The 16501-nt window shown below is 62.6% G+C and carries 11 protein-coding genes; 2 read left to right on the top strand and 9 right to left on the bottom strand.

Features of this window, described 5'->3' with window-relative positions:
• The first annotated feature begins 120 nt into the window (after positions 1-120).
• Both BN1233_RS02690 and BN1233_RS02685 read left to right on the top strand, forming a co-directional pair.
• Positions 121-1293, top strand: coding sequence for a zinc-dependent alcohol dehydrogenase (locus tag BN1233_RS02690; RefSeq protein WP_046861899.1), 1173 nt, complete (start codon positions 121-123; stop codon positions 1291-1293).
• Positions 1294-1376: 83 nt separating this feature from the next.
• The gene (locus BN1233_RS02685; RefSeq protein ID WP_046861898.1) at positions 1377-1964 is read left to right on the top strand and encodes a hypothetical protein; all 588 of its coding nucleotides are present in this window, start codon (positions 1377-1379) and stop codon (positions 1962-1964) included.
• A 471-nt stretch (positions 1965-2435) separates the two neighbouring features.
• On the opposite strand, the gene BN1233_RS02680 is transcribed toward BN1233_RS02685, so the two are convergent.
• From BN1233_RS02680 to BN1233_RS02635, 9 genes are all read right to left on the bottom strand, one after another.
• Positions 2436-3542 carry a hypothetical protein gene (locus tag BN1233_RS02680; protein ID WP_147706933.1) on the bottom strand — a complete coding sequence of 369 codons (1107 nt, stop codon included), beginning with the start codon at positions 3540-3542 and terminating at the stop codon, positions 2436-2438.
• A gap of 667 nt (positions 3543-4209) precedes the next feature.
• A complete protein-coding gene (locus BN1233_RS02670; protein ID WP_046862410.1) occupies positions 4210-5178 on the bottom strand; it encodes a glycoside hydrolase family 26 protein in 969 nt (322 codons plus the stop codon).
• 47 nt (positions 5179-5225) lie between these two features.
• Positions 5226-5729 carry a DUF995 domain-containing protein gene (locus BN1233_RS02665; RefSeq protein ID WP_046861895.1) on the bottom strand — a complete coding sequence of 168 codons (504 nt, stop codon included), beginning with the start codon at positions 5727-5729 and terminating at the stop codon, positions 5226-5228.
• Positions 5730-5846: 117 nt separating this feature from the next.
• A complete protein-coding gene (locus BN1233_RS02660) occupies positions 5847-7703 on the bottom strand; it encodes a glycosyltransferase family 2 protein (RefSeq protein WP_082145103.1) in 1857 nt (618 codons plus the stop codon).
• Positions 7700-8686: a UDP-glucose 4-epimerase GalE gene (galE, locus tag BN1233_RS02655; RefSeq protein ID WP_046861894.1), complete on the bottom strand. Its 987-nt coding sequence runs from the start codon at positions 8684-8686 to the stop codon at positions 7700-7702. The genes BN1233_RS02660 and galE overlap by 4 nt, the downstream gene beginning before the upstream one ends.
• Positions 8683-9729: a UDP-glucuronic acid decarboxylase family protein gene (locus BN1233_RS02650; protein WP_046861893.1), complete on the bottom strand. Its 1047-nt coding sequence runs from the start codon at positions 9727-9729 to the stop codon at positions 8683-8685. Before BN1233_RS02650 ends, galE begins: the two co-directional genes overlap by 4 nt.
• Before the next feature lie 917 nt (positions 9730-10646).
• Positions 10647-12047 carry a dihydrolipoyl dehydrogenase gene (gene lpdA, locus BN1233_RS02645; RefSeq protein ID WP_046861892.1) on the bottom strand — a complete coding sequence of 467 codons (1401 nt, stop codon included), beginning with the start codon at positions 12045-12047 and terminating at the stop codon, positions 10647-10649.
• 76 nt (positions 12048-12123) lie between these two features.
• Positions 12124-13356: a 2-oxoglutarate dehydrogenase complex dihydrolipoyllysine-residue succinyltransferase gene (gene odhB / locus BN1233_RS02640; RefSeq protein ID WP_046861891.1), complete on the bottom strand. Its 1233-nt coding sequence runs from the start codon at positions 13354-13356 to the stop codon at positions 12124-12126.
• 62 nt (positions 13357-13418) lie between these two features.
• Entirely contained in the window at positions 13419-16379 is a 2961-nt protein-coding gene (locus BN1233_RS02635; protein WP_046861890.1) for a 2-oxoglutarate dehydrogenase E1 component, read from the bottom strand.
• Positions 16380-16501: the final 122 nt, after the last annotated feature.

Genomic DNA, 16501 nt, shown 5'->3' with positions numbered 1-16501 from the left:
GTCGGCCCTTTGCGGTCGAGACGCGTGCACGACCCGCTCCGGACCGGCTGCGGAACTCGGACACGGTATCGCCACTACCGAAGGGCGCGAGAACCGGATCACTCCTGGAGGACGCGCGTCATGAGAGCTCTCGTCTGGCACGGCACGACCGACATTCGCTGCGACACGGTCCCGGATCCCAGGATCGAGGACGAGCGGGACGCGATCGTGAAGGTGACGAGCTGCGCGATCTGCGGATCCGATCTTCATCTCTACGATCATTTCATGCCCGGCATGGAGAAGGGCGACATCGTCGGTCACGAGTTCATGGGCGAGGTCGTCGAGGTTGCACCGGGTGCCCGGCATGCGCTCAAGGTCGGAGACCGGGTCGTCGTGCCGTTCACGATCTTCTGCGGCGAGTGCGACCAGTGCAAACGGGGCAACTTCTCGGTCTGCGAGCGCTCGAACCGCAATAAGGAGATTGCCGAAAAGGTATTCGGGCATACCACGGCGGGCCTGTTCGGCTACACGCACCTGACGGGCGGCTATGCGGGCGGACAGGCCGAATACGTGCGTGTTCCGTTCGCCGACAAGACACACGTGAAAATCCCCGATGGCCTGACTGACGAGCAGGTGCTCTTCCTCGGCGATATCTTCCCGACCGGCTGGCAGGCGGCGGTGCAATGCGACATCGAGCCGACCGACACGGTGGCGATCTGGGGCTGCGGCCCGGTCGGCCAGATGGCGATCCGTTCCGCGATTCTGCTCGGCGCCAAGCAGGTAATCGCGATCGACCGTGTTCCCGAGCGGCTCGACATGGCCCGCGCCGGCGGCGCGATCACGATCAATTTCGAAGACGAGAGCGTCGTCGAGAGATTGAACGATCTCACGCAAGGTAAGGGCCCGGAAAAATGCATCGACGCAGTTGGGATGGAGGCACACGCCACGGCGACCCTCGACGCAATCTATGACCGCGCCAAGCAGGCACTGATGCTGGAGAGCGATCGTGCGCATGTGTTGCGCGAGATGATCTATGTGTGCCGCCCTGCCGGAACGCTGTCCGTTCCCGGCGTCTATGGCGGCCTGATCGACAAGGTCCCGTTCGGAATGGTGATGAACAAGGGCCTCACCCTGCGGACCGGCCAGACCCATGTGAATCGCTGGACCGACGATCTCCTACGCCGGATTCAGGAAGGTCAGATCGATCCATCCTTCGTGATCACGCATACCGAGCCGCTCGAGCGCGGACCCGAGATGTACCAGACCTTCCGGGACAAGAAGGACAACTGCATCAAGGTGGTGCTCAAGCCGTAACGATCTCCGAGGAAACAGCCGCTGGCCCGGATGGGCGCGGTGAATCGCGACGACGGGACTGAAAACCGTAATGGAGGTGAACGATGCGCTACGAGACGCAAAGATCGGGACGCCGCGGACATCCGGATTCCACCACCGACACACTGGCACGCGGGCTCGGCGTGTTCTCGATAGGCCTCGGATTGTTCGAATTGGCGGCGTCACACTCGCTGACGCGAGCCCTCGGCATGCGAGGCCAGGAATCCTTGGTGCGCGCCTATGGATTGCGCGAGATCGCGACCGGCATCGGCATTCTCGCGTCGAGAGATCCGACGCCATGGATCTGGGGTCGCGTCGCCGGCGATGCGCTGGATCTCGCCACGCTCGCGGGAAGCCTCGATGGCGGCAACCGGAAACGCGACAACGTCGGGATCGCTGCGGCCGCCGTTGCGGGCGTCACGGCGCTCGATCTCTACTGCGCCCAGGCGCTCAGCAGAGAAAGCCCGCATCCGTTGCCGCCACTGCGCGACTATAGCGACCGCTCCGGCTTCCCACGCTCGCCGACGGACATGCGCGGCACCGCACGACGCGACGGATTCGAGACGCCACGGGACATGCGCGGGCCTGAGGCCTTGCGTCCGTGGACAAATAGCGAGAGCGCGGGCCAGGCGGGAAGCGTCCGGCCGTCGTAAGTCCGTTCGGTAGGCCGCGTGGTATCATTATGTCCATCGCTTCGGCTCTCTCCATGAGAGAGCCGAAGCGAGGCCTGCAGGTGCCCTGGCGTGAGGGTCAGCATGTATATGCACCCTCGCGCCGAATATTCTCATGGTGAGGACGGGAGCCGTCATCAGGCATGACCTCTTCCTCATGGAGACGCTGATCTGCAGCCACTTGACTAGTCCGGAATCGAGGCAGGGCTGCATCGACTGGGTTCGAGATAAGTGCCTTGAGCGATCGGCTCAGCGCAAACTTCGCGCTGGTCGAGCAAGACTCTTCGCCCTGCCTCGACAAACTGTTCTCAGGCGAGCCAGCTTCATTCGGTCGTCTGAGGCGGCGCTGGCGGGCCAATGCGAGGTGCATTCCTTATGTAAGACCTGATGGGCACCTGTTTCGAACCTCGACCTTGGAGAGTCGATGGCCGACGTGTCGCTATCGCCGACGCCTCACCGACTAAGGTTGTAGCAGAACTGCTCGGGCGTATAGGCCGCGCAGGATTCGTACATCCCCTGAAGAGTGTCTTTGGTCGAGCGCCGCCGGTTCATCTGGGCGAAGAGGTTCTGCGCCTCCTGATAGCGGTGCTGCATATAAAGGGTCCAACCGCGCATGACCCCAGCCGCCTCATTCCCGGGCAGGAGCCGCTCGTGGGCCTCGAGGGCTGCCATTGCCTCCTTGTAGCGCCACGCCTTGAAGTGGGTGACGGCTTCATCATAGAGGGCGCCCGCCTCCTTGGACTTGCGACTTTCAGCCTTGGCCTGGATGGCAGCCATTCGCAGATGTCGCTCGAAGGTTGCGACGGCCGGATAGCGTTTGCCGTGCCGGGTGGCGAGGCTTCGTAGCGCGCCCATTTCGCCGAGCTTCTGATGGGTATAGGCAAGTCCGAGCACCCGCGATTCATTTGCTCCCCAGGCGATGGCCCGCTCGAACCAGGGTTTGGCGCGCGAGTATGCCTTGCGCTTGAATAGGTGCCAGGCAAGCGCCTCCGCGCCGGCGGCGGAGCGTGTTTCCCGCACAGTCCGCTCGAAGCGGTTGAGGCGCTGACGCGGCAGGGCACGAGCTTTGGGACCGAAGAGCTGTGTCGAGACAACGTCGACGTAGATCTTGCCGAACTTGCCGGTTGCCCGGCGCGCATAGGCGAAGTCCTCGGCTTCGGCGAAGCGGCCGGCCCCGTTGAGAGCCCAGACGAGCCCCTCGTCGGCCTGCTTGTCCCTGCCCCAGGCCTTGGCGCGGCGGAACCAGATGATCGCGGTGTCCCAGTCCTTGCGCGCGAAGCCGAGCCAGCCGAGCAGGAGTGCATCATCTCCGGATTTCAGCCTGTCGGCTTCCGCCTGGAACATCCTGAGCACGGCAGCGTCTACGGCCACCTTCGGATTCTTGATCGCCTTGCCGATCCGGGCCCGTACGGCATCGAAACGATCCGTTTGCGGCACCGAGGCTGCACCTTTGCCGGGATCCACCGCGGCCGTAACTGCGGGAACGGTCCGCCCGGAGGCGGCGAGGGCGGCGGCCGGAGCGCCGAGCACGGCCATGACAAGGATAGTTCTAAGTAACATGCGGATGCCCTTCATACGGAGTGAGACCGGCGCCTTCGGTCAGGAGGAGCCGCGGGTCTGAATCGTGCGATTCGCCGTAGGGCAGCGCGTGCTTGTCAGTATGAACCGGACGCCAGGAAGCTTGCTCTAGCGCGGGCGAGCGAAGCAGCGGGACATCCTGCCAAAGCCACTCGGCGTGCAGATGTAATCCGCGGAGCCGAGATAGGAGAGCGCTGTGCGGCGCAGCTCCGGCGACCGCAGGAGTGGTGCTGTCCCACTGGCGCTCCGCGCGACTGTGCCGGTATGCTCTGGGTCGCTCTGCGGAAAAGCCGAAAGACTGGCCTCCTGAGTTGAGGTGCAGCCTGCGAGGAGAGCGCTGGTCAGCAAGACTTGCGCGAGAATCCTGAGCTTGAATCCGTGAGAGCTTTCGCCTTGCCTGAACAACATGAGTCTTCTTCCCTCGCCATGGATGGCGAAAGAAGAAACGCTCACCGCCTGCAGTTCCGATGAAACGGGCCACTAAAATTCTCATGAAGAATCCATTAGCCTTGACGAGCCGTGATCTTGCCTCTCGTCGTGTCAGGTTTCATTCCGTCGAGCCGGATTCGAATGGGCCCGGTCGCCCACGGAATGAAGAGCAAGATTCATCAAACCGATCGAGTCATTCCTCTCTCCGGCTCGGATACGGTCACTCGGCGGCCTCTCTTGCGACCCGCCAGTTCGGCAGTCCGTAATTTTCCGGCCACGGATAGACCTCTCTGTCGTTGAAGTAGACGACCGCGGCGAGTTCCGGAAAATCCGGGTTCTTCAGGGCTACCGCGTTGGCCCAATTCTCGACGTACTCCGTGTTACCTTCATAACCGAGCTCGGCCACGACAATAGGCTTGCTGAAGATCTTTGCCGCTTCGTATTTCGGCTTCAGGATGTCTGCGAATGAGCGATCCCGACCGAACTTGTCGTTGTCGTATTGCTGAAGCCCGAATACCGACAATCCCACGACGTCCACGTAGTCGTTGCCCGGATAGTACTCGGCCAGATTCTCGTTCCCGATTGGGGACCACATGTACTCCGCCCGGGCAACGGATGACCGGCAGCGGGTCACGAATTTCTGGTAGGCCTTGACGTAGCGTTCAGGTGTCCACTGGGACCAGGGGAACTGTCCGGACGTATCGTCCATTTCATGCGCCCAGCGGATGGTTACCGGAGCGCGCAGGCGGGCAATCATCCCACAGACGGCATCGATGTTGTCATCGTACCCGCCGCTCAAGATCCTGTCCCGGAGGTCCTGAGGGGACATGCTCCAGTTCTCGGACCAGGACCAGGGCTCGACCGTCACGAGGATCTTCCGGCCTCGGCTGCTTGCATAGGCATCCGCCTCCAGCAGAGACGAAAGATCGACGTCGAGCCAAGGAAGAAAAAGATGCTCGATCGTAGCCTTCTCGACATTGGAGAAGTCGCCATGGGGGTCATACGCCCCAAGCGCAATCCCGTCAGGATGAATGACCGGCATCTTGCTCGTGCCGGCAGCCCCGACATCCGACGGCAGGCGTTTTGTCTGCGCCGCCGCAGGACATGCCACTGTGGCGGCTGCGAGCACCACGCCGAAGCACAGGGCTGCGGAAAGGCTTCTATGCTTCACTGTCCACTCCTCTGCCATCTGGAAGGCGAGCGGAGCCGGCCTGATGTCGCAGCCGGCTCCCGCAATCATCGGGAACCGGCGACGAGCGCTGCGGCTTTGTTGAAATCACCATCTACGCGATTTCCGGAGACGAGCTTTTCGCTCTCGTCGGTTCTCTTCCGGGGAAAATTGCGGAAGGCGTACCAGGATCCTGAAGGTTCTTTGCGCTGATAGATCACGCGGCCGACTTTCCGGTGCCCGAAGCATGTGACAACCGGTTTCTCGCCGCCCTGGTAGTGCCAGACAGCGCTGAAGCACATTTGGCCCTTATCGGTCACGTGCCAGCGTCCGTCCGCATAGGTCGCCGAGGAGCCATCTCCAGACCAAGCAGTGAATCTACGGTCGACGGCGAAATGGCCGGCACCCTTGTCCCAGAGCCAGGTCCGATTCTTGTAGATTTCATAGAGCTCGCCTGCGGAAAGAACCGTTCCTCCCGGATCGCGGCTTTCGGATGCGTGACCAGTTCCGCTCCAACCGAGCCAAGCGGCCGCCATTATCAAGCTCAACAATCTTGCCGTGATCGAATTCATGCCGCCCTGCTCACTTGCCCTTAGCCGCAACCTTGCTCTCTGCTTGGCCTCGCGCAGCGATCGGATCTGCGGGAAGCCATCTCTCCAATTTTGCCGATCCGATCTGCAACATCGACGTCAGCCCGTCCGCGGAATGGCGGACCACGACCGGAACCTGACCTTACGCAGAGCAGCTCCGCCCTGGCCGGCCCCGGCCACCCGGAACTCGGCGTGCGTGAGCTGTAGGCCAGGAGCCCCCCAGGTCAGTGCTTCGACACCGCTGGGGCCACGAGTGGTTGTCGCGACCGCAGGAAGGAAGAGGAGGATCGCGGCTATCGCGGCCTGCGCCAGGATGGGCCGAGGCGCCTCGAGGAGCGGAAGTGCATTCTCGAGGGCGTGCAGAAGCACGATCGCGCAGAACAGTCCTGCGTATACGAAGGCGTTGAGGATCGCGAAGGCATAGAAGCCTCGGGCGGCCCCGGCATCCGCGACCAGAAGCGGCGGCAACGCCGAGATCAGGGCGAGAATGGCGTAGGGAGCAATCACCCGCAGAGGCAATGGGCCGACCTTGCCATTGCCCTTTGGCGTCACGCGGAAATCGACGAATGACCCGGTCGTCCAGTCGCGCACGGCCATGATGCACCCCCACAGCGACCAGGGCCATCGTGCAAACAGGAAAAGGGTGCCTTCCCAGCTCAGCACCTTCGCGTCGCAAGGGCGGTAATGGCCTGCGGCGCGCCACCTGAGCGCCATCAGGACGAGCACCGCCGAGATCGGCACGAACCGCGTGAGAAAGTCCGGATAGGAGACGCTCACGAAATTCCTGCCGGACAGAAGGGCGATGATCGGCAGGGCGAACATGATCGCCATCGACAGCGAGAACAGCGGATACCAGAGCTGAGAGAACAGGAACTGGAACTTGAGCCTGGGAGGCAGCCGCCGCACCAGGGTCGGCGCGTATTGAAGCAGGATCGTAACGAGGCTTCGTGACCACTGGAACTCCTGCGTCGCGAGATCCGCGAAGGTGCGTGGTCCGTCGCCATGCGCAATTGCATCGATGGCGTGCACGCCCCGCCAGCCGCTTGCGTTCAACATCAGCGTGGTGGAATGGTCTTCCGCGAGTTCGGGCCCCAAGCCCCCGCACTCTCTCAGGGCCTTCGTCCGCACGGCGTAGTGGGAACCGATGCAAAGCGGAGCCCAGCCTCCGTTGTAGCCTGCCTGGAGCGCGCCATGGAGGCTGGCCTCGAGATACAGGCGGCCTCGGGCCGACCAACTCTCGCGTGCATTGAGATCGCAGATGCTTGGCGCAGAGACATAGCCGACGCGTGGATCTGCGAAGGGCTTCAGCATCTCGCGAAGATATGTCCGCGTCGGAACGTGGTCGGCGTCGAGCTGAACCACGAAATCATAGCGCTCGTATCCGAAATGATCGTAGAAATACGCAAGGTTGCCTTCCTTGCATCGCGTCCGCCGCGGCCAGGTGGCACGATGATAGTCGGGCCTTCCACGGCGAGTTGAAATGCTGATTCCGCGCGCCGCGCACCAGGCCAGCGTCTCCGGAGCAGGGTCTTCATCGGCAAGCCAGGTGTCGTGAGGCAGATCCTGGTCGAGCATCGCCTCCAGCGTTTGGCGAACAACTGAGAACGGCTCCGAGGGCGCCTTGGTGACGACCATGGCTACGCGACTTGCGGGCGGCAGGCACAGCGGTCCGATTTGGCGCCTAGCGCCGAAGTAAATGAGGAGGAAATAGATCGGAAGCAGCGTGATCCACGCAAGGACGAGAGTAATCAGGATGAAGGGACCAAGGCCGATTTTGTGAGCCGGATCGAACCACCAGATCCAGAAGCTTCCGAGCGCGAGCACCCAGAGCGCGCACCAAGCTAGATATTCCAGTTTCTGAAAGCGCGAATGGAGAGGCTCGAGACGCGGGGCTCCCGCCGCGCCCGCTATTTCCGTGATTGGCCCGGTGCCACGATCCGGGAGGATTGTGGTCATGTCTGCACTCCAAGGCCGAAGCACGGGGCCGCTGTGCGGATGATCGTGTCGATGTCGGACAGCTCTGCCGAAAAACCGAGATGCTCTTTGGCTGCTTTCGTGTGTGCTACGAGCACAGGCGGATCACCTGGCCTCCTCGGCTCGAAGAGAATCGGGGCCTGCCGACCCGTCACGCGCTCGATCGCCGAGAGGACATCGAGGATCGACAGCCCGCGGCCGGCGCCGAGATTGAGGGCTATGCTCTCACTACCGGCAGCCAGATAGCGCACCGCCTCGACGTGAGCCCGCGCCAGGTCGCAGACATGAATGTAGTCGCGGATGCATGTCCCATCGGGCGTGTCATAATCATCCCCGAACACCGGCAGGTAGCGCAGCCGTCCAGCAGCTGCCATGAGGGCACGCGGGATCAGATGTGTCTCCGGGTCGTGCCACTCTCCGAGCTCTCCGTCGGGATCCGCACCGCAGGCGTTGAAATATCGCAAGCTGACGAAGCGCAGTCCGTATGCATCCGCGAAGTCGCGCAGCAGCTGCTCGCATGTCAGTTTGCTGCGCCCATACGGGTTGATGGGCTGCTGTGGCGTTTCCTCGTCGATGGGAAACGAGGCGGGAGTGCCGTAGGTGGCACAACTGCTCGAGAAGATGACGTTGGATACCTCGGCCGCTCGGCAGGCCTCAAGCAGCGAGAGAGTGCCAACGACGTTGTTCCGATAGTATTTGCTGGGATCTGTGACGCTCTCTCCGACATAGGCCGAGGCCGCGAAGTGAATCACTGCGGACGGCCGGTAGATCCGCAGAGCGCCGCCAAGCCGGTCGGTATCGAGAATGTCACCCTCGACGAGTGGGCCCCAGCGGACGGATTCGCGATGCCCCGTCGACAGATTGTCGAAGGCCACAGGCTCGATGCCGACTGACGACAGCAACTTGCATGTGTGGCTGCCAATGAATCCGGCACCGCCGGTGACGAAGACGGGCCGGCCGTTCACGCGACGACCTCCGGCAGGGCTTTTCGCCCGGCGCTGAGCAAGATATCGAAGTAGGCAATCGTCCGGGCGAGCCCGTCGACCAACGGGATCCGAGGCTGCCAGCCGAGCAGACGGTCAGCCCGAGTGATATCCGGGCGGCGCTGCCTGGGATCATCGATCGGCAGCGAGACGTGCACGACGCGCGACCGAGAGTTCGTGATATCGACAACGAGGTCGGCGAGTTCCCGTATCGTGAATTCGCCTGGATTGCCCAGGTTAATCGGCCCCATCACATGGGCCGGCGCCCGCATGAAACGAACGAAACCTTCAATGAGGTCATCCACATAGCAGAATGATCTGGTCTGGCTGCCGTCACCGTAGATGGTGATGTCGTCACCCTTGAGCGCCTGGACGATGAAGTTCGATACGACGCGGCCGTCGTCGGGTCTCATCCGAGGCCCGTAGGTATTGAAGATCCGAACTACTTTGATCTTGGTTCCGTGCATCCTCGCGAAGTCGAAGAACAGCGTTTCCGCGGCGCGCTTGCCTTCATCGTAACAGGAGCGAGGCCCAATCGGATTGACATGACCCCAGTAACCCTCTGGTTGCGGATGGAGTTGAGGATCGCCGTACACCTCAGATGTGGAGGCCTGGAACACGGGAATATCCCTGCGTTGGGCAAGCTCCAGAACGTTGAGCGCGCCCAAGACATTTGTTTTCATCGTTTGAACCGGATCCGCCTGGTAGTGAGGCGGAGATGCCGGGCAGGCGAGATTGTAGATCTCGTCGACCTCTGCGAGCAGCGGCTCGCAAACGTCCTGCCGAACGGTGGCGAAGTGAGGATCGTCGATGAGGTGCGCGATGTTCTCGAAGCTTCCGGTGGTGAAATTATCGAGACACACCACGCGAGCGCCGTCTCGCATGAGACGATTGCAAAGATGCGAGCCAAGAAAGCCTGCTCCGCCCGTGACGAGTGCCGTCTTGGATACCGTCTCGGAGGAGCGACGAGATGAGTCCAGGCCATCGCCCGGGCCGATCAAGCCATGCCGCGAGTAATAGTTCATAGAACCCTCCGAGATATTTGCGCGCGCCCGCATTCACCCGAGAGAGCGATCTCGGACGCGGCAACAAATCCCATTGCCCTTTGTCGTCACCGCACGCCGCGCCGACGAGCTAGCGCCTCGCTTGCCGGATGGCTGGGCGCGCAACGCCGCTTTTTGCCAGTGTGTTAATTTTTACCGGGACGCCTTCATGCCCGAACTTGGTCAGGTCTTATTGTGTGCCTCGGCTTCGGGTAATTTTTTATCAACTTTTTGACTTTGTGACAAGCGTAAAATTGTGTTTTAGCCAATCGTCCGAGTGCACGAGCTGCTGGCAAGGGTGATGGAGAGGGAGATCCGACCCATCCGCGCCCGTATCCCTGAGGACCGCCACTGTTAAGGTCGATCTGGTAACCACACACACGACATGGAAATAAGCGGCAATCTGCCGAATTGTGTCGGAATAGATCAGCTCAAGTGGCGGCGTAATCTACGGATATCTTCTGGAGGACAGCGACGCGCCAGTCCCTCTTTCGAGCCATGACTGGAGCAAACACCCAGGAGGCTTTGTCTCGTGGGTTCAACCGGTGTTTCGCTGCGGAGCTCTCTTGAGGCCAGGCGCGCAGGCGCTTCCAACCGGGCGAAAGGCCGTGATCATGTCGAACGGCTGCGTGCCGAGGCGAAACCGAAGCTCTCGGGTCAGCTTGCTCATAGGAGTGGCGAACGCCTCGACCCCACTCTTGGCGACGGTAGCGTCAAGGCGGTGCGGACAAACACCTATGACGATGCGGGTTCAGCGCGTGGCAAGATCACGAGACGGCTCAGACGATGAGAAGGAGCCATGTGCCAAGCTCTTCCGCAGGGCCCGGTCAATTCGGCCCGAGACCGTCACGGACTCCGCGGGAATGGCCTCCGTGATGATGTGGTGCGCTCAGTACCCCTCACATGTGAATGGCGCGCTTCTCCACGGCGAGCGCCGCCTCGCGCACGGCCTCGTTGAGCGTCGGGTGCGCATGACACGTGCGCGCGATGTCTTCGGATGACGCACCGAACTCCATCGCGATCGCCGTCTCGTGGATCAGGTTGCCGGCATCGGGGCCGACGATGTGCACGCCGAGAACGCGATCGGTCTTCGCGTCTGCGAGGATCTTCACGAAACCTTCGGTTGTGCGATTGACCTTCGCGCGTCCGTTCGCCGTAAAAGGGAATTTGCCGGTGTTGTAGGCGATGCCGCCTTCCTTGAGCTCCTCTTCGGTCTTACCCACGGAAGCGACTTCCGGATAGGTATAGACCACGCTCGGGATCACGTCGTAGTTCACGTGTCCCGCCTTGCCAGCGAGAATCTCGGCGACCGCCATGCCCTCGTCCTCGGCCTTGTGGGCGAGCATCGGGCCATCGATCACGTCGCCGATCGCGTAGATTCCCGTCACGTTCGTCGCAAAATGCTCGTCGGTCTGGATCCGTCCACGGTTGTCCTTCTGAACGCCGACGTGCTCGAGCCCGAGACCTTCGGTATACGGCACACGCCCGATCGCGACGAGCACGACGTCGGCCTCGAGATTCTCCGAAGTCCCTCCGGCAGCCGGCTCAATGGTCACCGAGGCGACGCCGTTGCGGCGCTCGACGGTCGTGACCTTCGTGCCGAGCTTGAACTGAAAGCCCTGCCTGCCGAGGATGCGCTGAAACTGCTTGGCGACCTCACCGTCCATGCCGGGAAGAATCCTGTCCAGATACTCCACGACAGTGACTTCGGAGCCGAGGCGCCGCCAGACCGAGCCGAGTTCGAGTCCGATCACGCCGGCACCGATCACGAGAAGACGCTTTGGGACTTGCGGGAGCTCGAGAGCTCCCTCGGATGACACGACCATCTTCTCGTCGATTTCGACGCCGGGCAGGCGCGTGACGTCGGAGCCCGTCGCGATCACGATGTTCCTGGTTTCGAGAACCTGCTTCGAACCATCGTCTCCCGAGACCTCGACCTGCCCTACTGCTGCAATGCGCCCGAGCCCCTGGAACGTGTCGATCTTATTCTTCTTCAGAAGGAACTCGACGCCCTTCGTGTTGCCGTCGATCCCTTCCTGCTTGAAAGTCATCATCTTGCCGAGATCGAGCGTCGGCTCGCCGACGGAGATCCCGAGATCCTTGAGATGGCTCTTCGCCTCCTCGAAGGCCTCGGAGGCGTGCAGCAAAGCCTTCGACGGAATGCAACCCACGTTCAGGCAGGTGCCGCCATGGGCGGGGCGCTTCTCGACGACGGCGGTCTTGAGCCCGAGCTGCGCCGCGCGGATGGCGCACACATAGCCCCCGGGGCCGGTGCCGATGACGACGAGATCGTAGGACATCGAAAATCTCCACCTGCCCGGCCGTCACGGCCGGAGAACACGGCCCCGCAGGCCGCCTTTCATCTGCGGAACGAACTCAGAGATCGAGCACCAGGCGCGCCGGATCCTCCAGCCCCTCCTTCACGCGCACCAGGAAGGTGACGGCCTCCCTGCCGTCGACTATGCGGTGATCGTAGGAAAGCGCGAGATACATCATCGGCCGCGCAACAATCTGCCCGTTGCGTACTACGGGCCGTTCCTCGATGCGGTGCATGCCGAGGATTCCGGATTGCGGTGCGTTGAGGATCGGCGTCGACATCAGCGAACCGTAGATGCCGCCATTCGTGATCGTGAAGGTGCCGCCTTGCATCTCGTCGATCTTGAGCTGCCCGTCGCGGGCGCGCCGGCCGAAATCGCTGATCGTCTTTTCGATCTGGGCGATCGAGAGTTGATCCGCATCGCGCACGACGGGCACGACGAGGCCCTTCTCGGTCCCGACGGCTATGCCGATGTGGTAGTAGTTCTTGTATACTATGTCCTGGCCGTCGATCTCTGCATTGACAGCGGGGATCTCCTTCAGGGCCTGGACGACGGCCTTCGTGAAGAAGCCCATGAAGCCGAGCTTCACGCCGTGCTTCTTCTCGAACACGTCCTTGTACTGGGTGCGCAAACCCATCACGGCGCTCATGTCGACGTCGTTGAACGTCGTGAGCATGGCGGCGGTATTCTGCGCATCCTTCAGACGCCGCGCGATCGTCTGGCGCAGCTTCGTCATCTTCACACGCTCTTCGCGTGCGGCATCGTCCGGCACGGACGGCGCCCGCATCTGAACGGGTGCAGCCGGAGCCGGTGCTGCTGCGGCGGCGCCGGTGGCGATCGCGGCAAGCATGTCGCCCTTCGTGACCCGGCCGCCCTTGCCCGTTCCAGCGAGGCTGGCAGGGTCGACACCGCTCTCGGCCGCGATCCGGGCAACGGCAGGGCCGCTGTCCCTGGCCGCCGGTGCCTGCGCCGGAGCAGCCGGAGCCGGCTTCGGGGCTTCGGCCTTGGGAGCCGGTGCGGCTTCCGCCTTCGCCGGCGGAGCGGATGCGGCTCCGCCCTCGACGATCGAACCGAGCACTGCACCAGGCGAAACGGTCTCGCCGTCTTTCGCGAGGATGTCGCCGAGCGTTCCGGCCGATGGCGCGTTCACCTCGAGCGTCACCTTGTCGGTTTCGAGCTCGACGAGCGGCTCGTCGGCTTTGACGGCATCTCCGGGTTTCTTGAACCACCTCCCGATGGTCGCCTCGGAAACGGATTCACCCAGGGTCGGAACGCGGATTTCGGTCGCCATACGGGGCCCCTGCTTTCTGTCTCTGCTGCGGCCGGCCCGTGCGGGCCGTCGTCGTTGTCACGTCAGGCTGCGAAGGCCTCGTCGAGGAAGGCCTGAAGTTGCGCGGTGTGCTTCGACATCAAACCGGTCGCCGTTGCCGCGGAGGCCGGCCGCCCGACATAGCGAGGCCGTTCCACCTTGGATCCTGCGGTCTTCAGCACCCATTCGAGATAGGGCTCGACGAAGGACCAGGAGCCCATGTTCTTGGGCTCCTCCTGGCACCAGACGACGTCGGCATTCCTGAACCGGGCGAGATCGGCGGCCAGCGACTTCACGGGGAACGGATAAAGCTGCTCGACGCGCATCAGATAGACGTCGTCGATCCCGCGCTTCTCGCGCTCCTCGAAGAGATCGTAATAGACCTTGCCGGTGCACAGGATCAGGCGCCGGATCTTGTCGTCCTTCACGAGCTTGATGCCGTCGCTTGCGCGCTGCGCATCATCCTCGAGAACGCGATGGAAGCATGTTCCTTCGGCGAATTCCGAGAGGCTGGAGACGCAGCGCTTGTGGCGCAGCAGGCTCTTTGGCGTCATCAGGATCAGCGGCTTGCGGAAATCCCGCTTCAGCTGCCGGCGTAGGACGTGGAAGTAGTTCGACGGCGTCGAGCAATAGGCCACCTGCATGTTGTCCTCGGCGCACATCTGCAGGAAGCGCTCGAGCCGGGCCGACGAGTGCTCCGGCCCCTGCCCCTCGTAGCCATGCGGGAGCAGGCAGACGAGCCCCGACATGCGCAGCCACTTGCGCTCGCCGGACGAGATGAACTGGTCGAAGACCACCTGCGCGCCGTTGGCGAAGTCGCCGAACTGCGCCTCCCACAGGGTGAGCGCATCCGGCTCCGAAAGGGTGTAGCCGTATTCGAAGCCGAGCACGGCCTCCTCCGAGAGCATCGAGTTGATGACCTCGTAGCGGGACTGGCCCTCGCGAAGGTGGTTGAGCGGTGTGTAGCGCTCCTCGTTCTCCTGGTCGGTCAACACGGAATGGCGTTGCGAGAAGGTGCCGCGCTCGACGTCCTGTCCCGACAGGCGCACGCGATGACCTTCGAGAAGCAGCGACCCGAAGGCGAGTGCCTCGCCCGTGGCCCAGTCGATCCCTTCGCCGGTCTCCAGCATCTTGCGCCGGTTGTCGAGGAAGCGCTGGATCGTGCGATGGACGTGGAATCCTTCCGGGACCGTAGTGATTCTGGTGCCGATCTCCTTCAGCGTTGCGACCGCGACACCCGTCCGCCCGCGGCGCGGATCATCCCAATCCTCGCGCACGGCCTTGAGCCCGGACCAGCGGCCGTCGAGCCAATCCGCCTTGTTGGGCTTATAGCTCTGGGCCACGTCGAATTCCGCATCGAGCGTTGCCCGCCACGAGGTCTTCATCGCCTCGATCTCGGGCTCGGTGACGATGCCCCCGTCGAGAAGCTTCTTCGAATAGATCTCGAGCGTGGAGGGATGCGACCGGATCCGCCGATACATCAGCGGCTGCGTGAAGGCCGGCTCGTCGCCCTCGTTGTGGCCGAAGCGGCGATAGCAGAACATGTCGATGACGACCGGCTTCTGGAACTTCTGCCGGTATTCGGTCGCGACTTTCGCGGCGAAGACGACAGCCTCCGGATCGTCCCCGTTCACGTGGAAGATCGGCGCCTCCACCATCTTGGCGACGTCCGAGGGATAAGGCGAAGAGCGCGAGTAGCGCGGATCGGTCGTGAAGCCGATCTGGTTGTTGATGATGAAGTGGAGCGAGCCGCCGGTGCGATGGCCTTTCAGGCCGGACAAACCGAAGCACTCGGCCACCACGCCCTGGCCGGCGAAGGCCGCATCGCCGTGAATGAGCAGCGGCATGACCGCCCGGCGATCGTCGGGAGAGCAGTTGTGCTGATCCTGCTTCGCGCGCACCTTCCCGAGAACGACCGGATCGACGATCTCAAGATGCGACGGGTTCGCGGTCAGCGAGAGATGCACGTTGTTGCCGTCGAAGGTGCGATCGGATGATGCACCGAGATGGTACTTCACGTCACCCGAGCCTTCGACGTCGTCCGGCGCGAAGGAGCCACCCTTGAACTCGTGGAACAGCGCGCGATGCGGCTTGTTCATCACCTGCGTGAGAACGTTCAGCCGGCCGCGGTGTGCCATGCCGAAGACGATCTCCTTCACGCCGAGATTGCCACCGCGCTTGATGATCTGCTCGAGCGCCGGAATGAGAGACTCGCCGCCGTCGAGGCCAAAGCGCTTGGTGCCCGTGTATTTGAGATCGAGGAACTTCTCGAAGCCCTCGGCCTCGATGAGCTTGTTCAGGATCGCGCGCTTGCCCTCCCGGGTAAAGGCGATCTCCTTGTCGGGTCCCTCGATGCGCTCCTGGATCCATGCCTTCTCGACAGGGTCGGAGATGTGCATGAACTCGACGCCGAGCGTCTGGCAATAGGTGCGGTCGAGGATCGCAACGATCTCGCGCACGGTGCCGAACTCGAGGCCGAGCACGTTGTCGAGGAAGATCTTGCGGTCCCAATCCGCTTCCGAGAAGCCGTAATGGGAGGGATGCAATTCCTCGTCGTTCGGATGGGGCTGGATTCCGAGCGGATCGAGCTTCGCGTGCAGGTGTCCGCGAACCCGGTAGGCGCGGATGAGCATGATGGCGTGGACGGAATCGCGCGCCGCCAGCTGCACGTCGGCCGCGGAAATCACGGCACCCTTGGCCTGCGCCTTCGCGCTGATCTTCTCGCCGATGGCTTTCTCGACCTGCGCCCAGTTCCCGTCGAGCGCCGAGACGAGTTCACCATTGGCCGGAACCGGCCAGTTGGGCCGCTTCCAGGATGCGCCGCGCGCGTTCTTGGTGACGGCCTGTCTGTCGTCGTTCAGGCCTGCGAAGAAGGCCTGCCATTCGGCGTCGACCGAGCCGGGATCGTCCTGGTAACGAGCGTAGAGATTCTCGATGTAGGAGGCATTCGCCCCGTAGAGAAAGGCAGTTTGCAGAAAGGTCTCGTTGGCGTCCTGGCGTGCCATGGTTCACTTCCAAGCAAATTCGGGTGAGGTCATCGACCTGTCATAACGCGCCAAGTAGCGGACGAGATTGTCGGCCAGCTTGGCGCAGGAACGTTCATCACGGATGAGGAAAGCCTCATCCC

Origin of the sequence: Microvirga massiliensis (genome assembly GCF_001006805.1) — a bacterium.
Classification (GTDB): Bacteria; Pseudomonadota; Alphaproteobacteria; order Rhizobiales; family Beijerinckiaceae; genus Microvirga; species Microvirga massiliensis.
The sequence above is the reverse complement of the archived record's forward strand: the minus strand, read 5'-3'. Positions and strand labels throughout refer to the sequence as shown.

Coding starts and splice junctions, on each gene's coding strand:
- BN1233_RS02690 (WP_046861899.1), top strand. CDS start 121: ATGAGAGCTCTCGTCTGGCACGGCACGACCGACATTCGCTGCGACACG.
- BN1233_RS02685 (WP_046861898.1), top strand. CDS start 1,377: ATGCGCTACGAGACGCAAAGATCGGGACGCCGCGGACATCCGGATTCC.
- BN1233_RS02680 (WP_147706933.1), bottom strand. CDS start 3,542: ATGTTACTTAGAACTATCCTTGTCATGGCCGTGCTCGGCGCTCCGGCC.
- BN1233_RS02670 (WP_046862410.1), bottom strand. CDS start 5,178: ATGGCAGAGGAGTGGACAGTGAAGCATAGAAGCCTTTCCGCAGCCCTG.
- BN1233_RS02665 (WP_046861895.1), bottom strand. CDS start 5,729: ATGAATTCGATCACGGCAAGATTGTTGAGCTTGATAATGGCGGCCGCT.
- BN1233_RS02660 (WP_082145103.1), bottom strand. CDS start 7,703: ATGACCACAATCCTCCCGGATCGTGGCACCGGGCCAATCACGGAAATA.
- BN1233_RS02650 (WP_046861893.1), bottom strand. CDS start 9,729: ATGAACTATTACTCGCGGCATGGCTTGATCGGCCCGGGCGATGGCCTG.
- lpdA (WP_046861892.1), bottom strand. CDS start 12,047: ATGTCCTACGATCTCGTCGTCATCGGCACCGGCCCCGGGGGCTATGTG.
- odhB (WP_046861891.1), bottom strand. CDS start 13,356: ATGGCGACCGAAATCCGCGTTCCGACCCTGGGTGAATCCGTTTCCGAG.
- BN1233_RS02635 (WP_046861890.1), bottom strand. CDS start 16,379: ATGGCACGCCAGGACGCCAACGAGACCTTTCTGCAAACTGCCTTTCTC.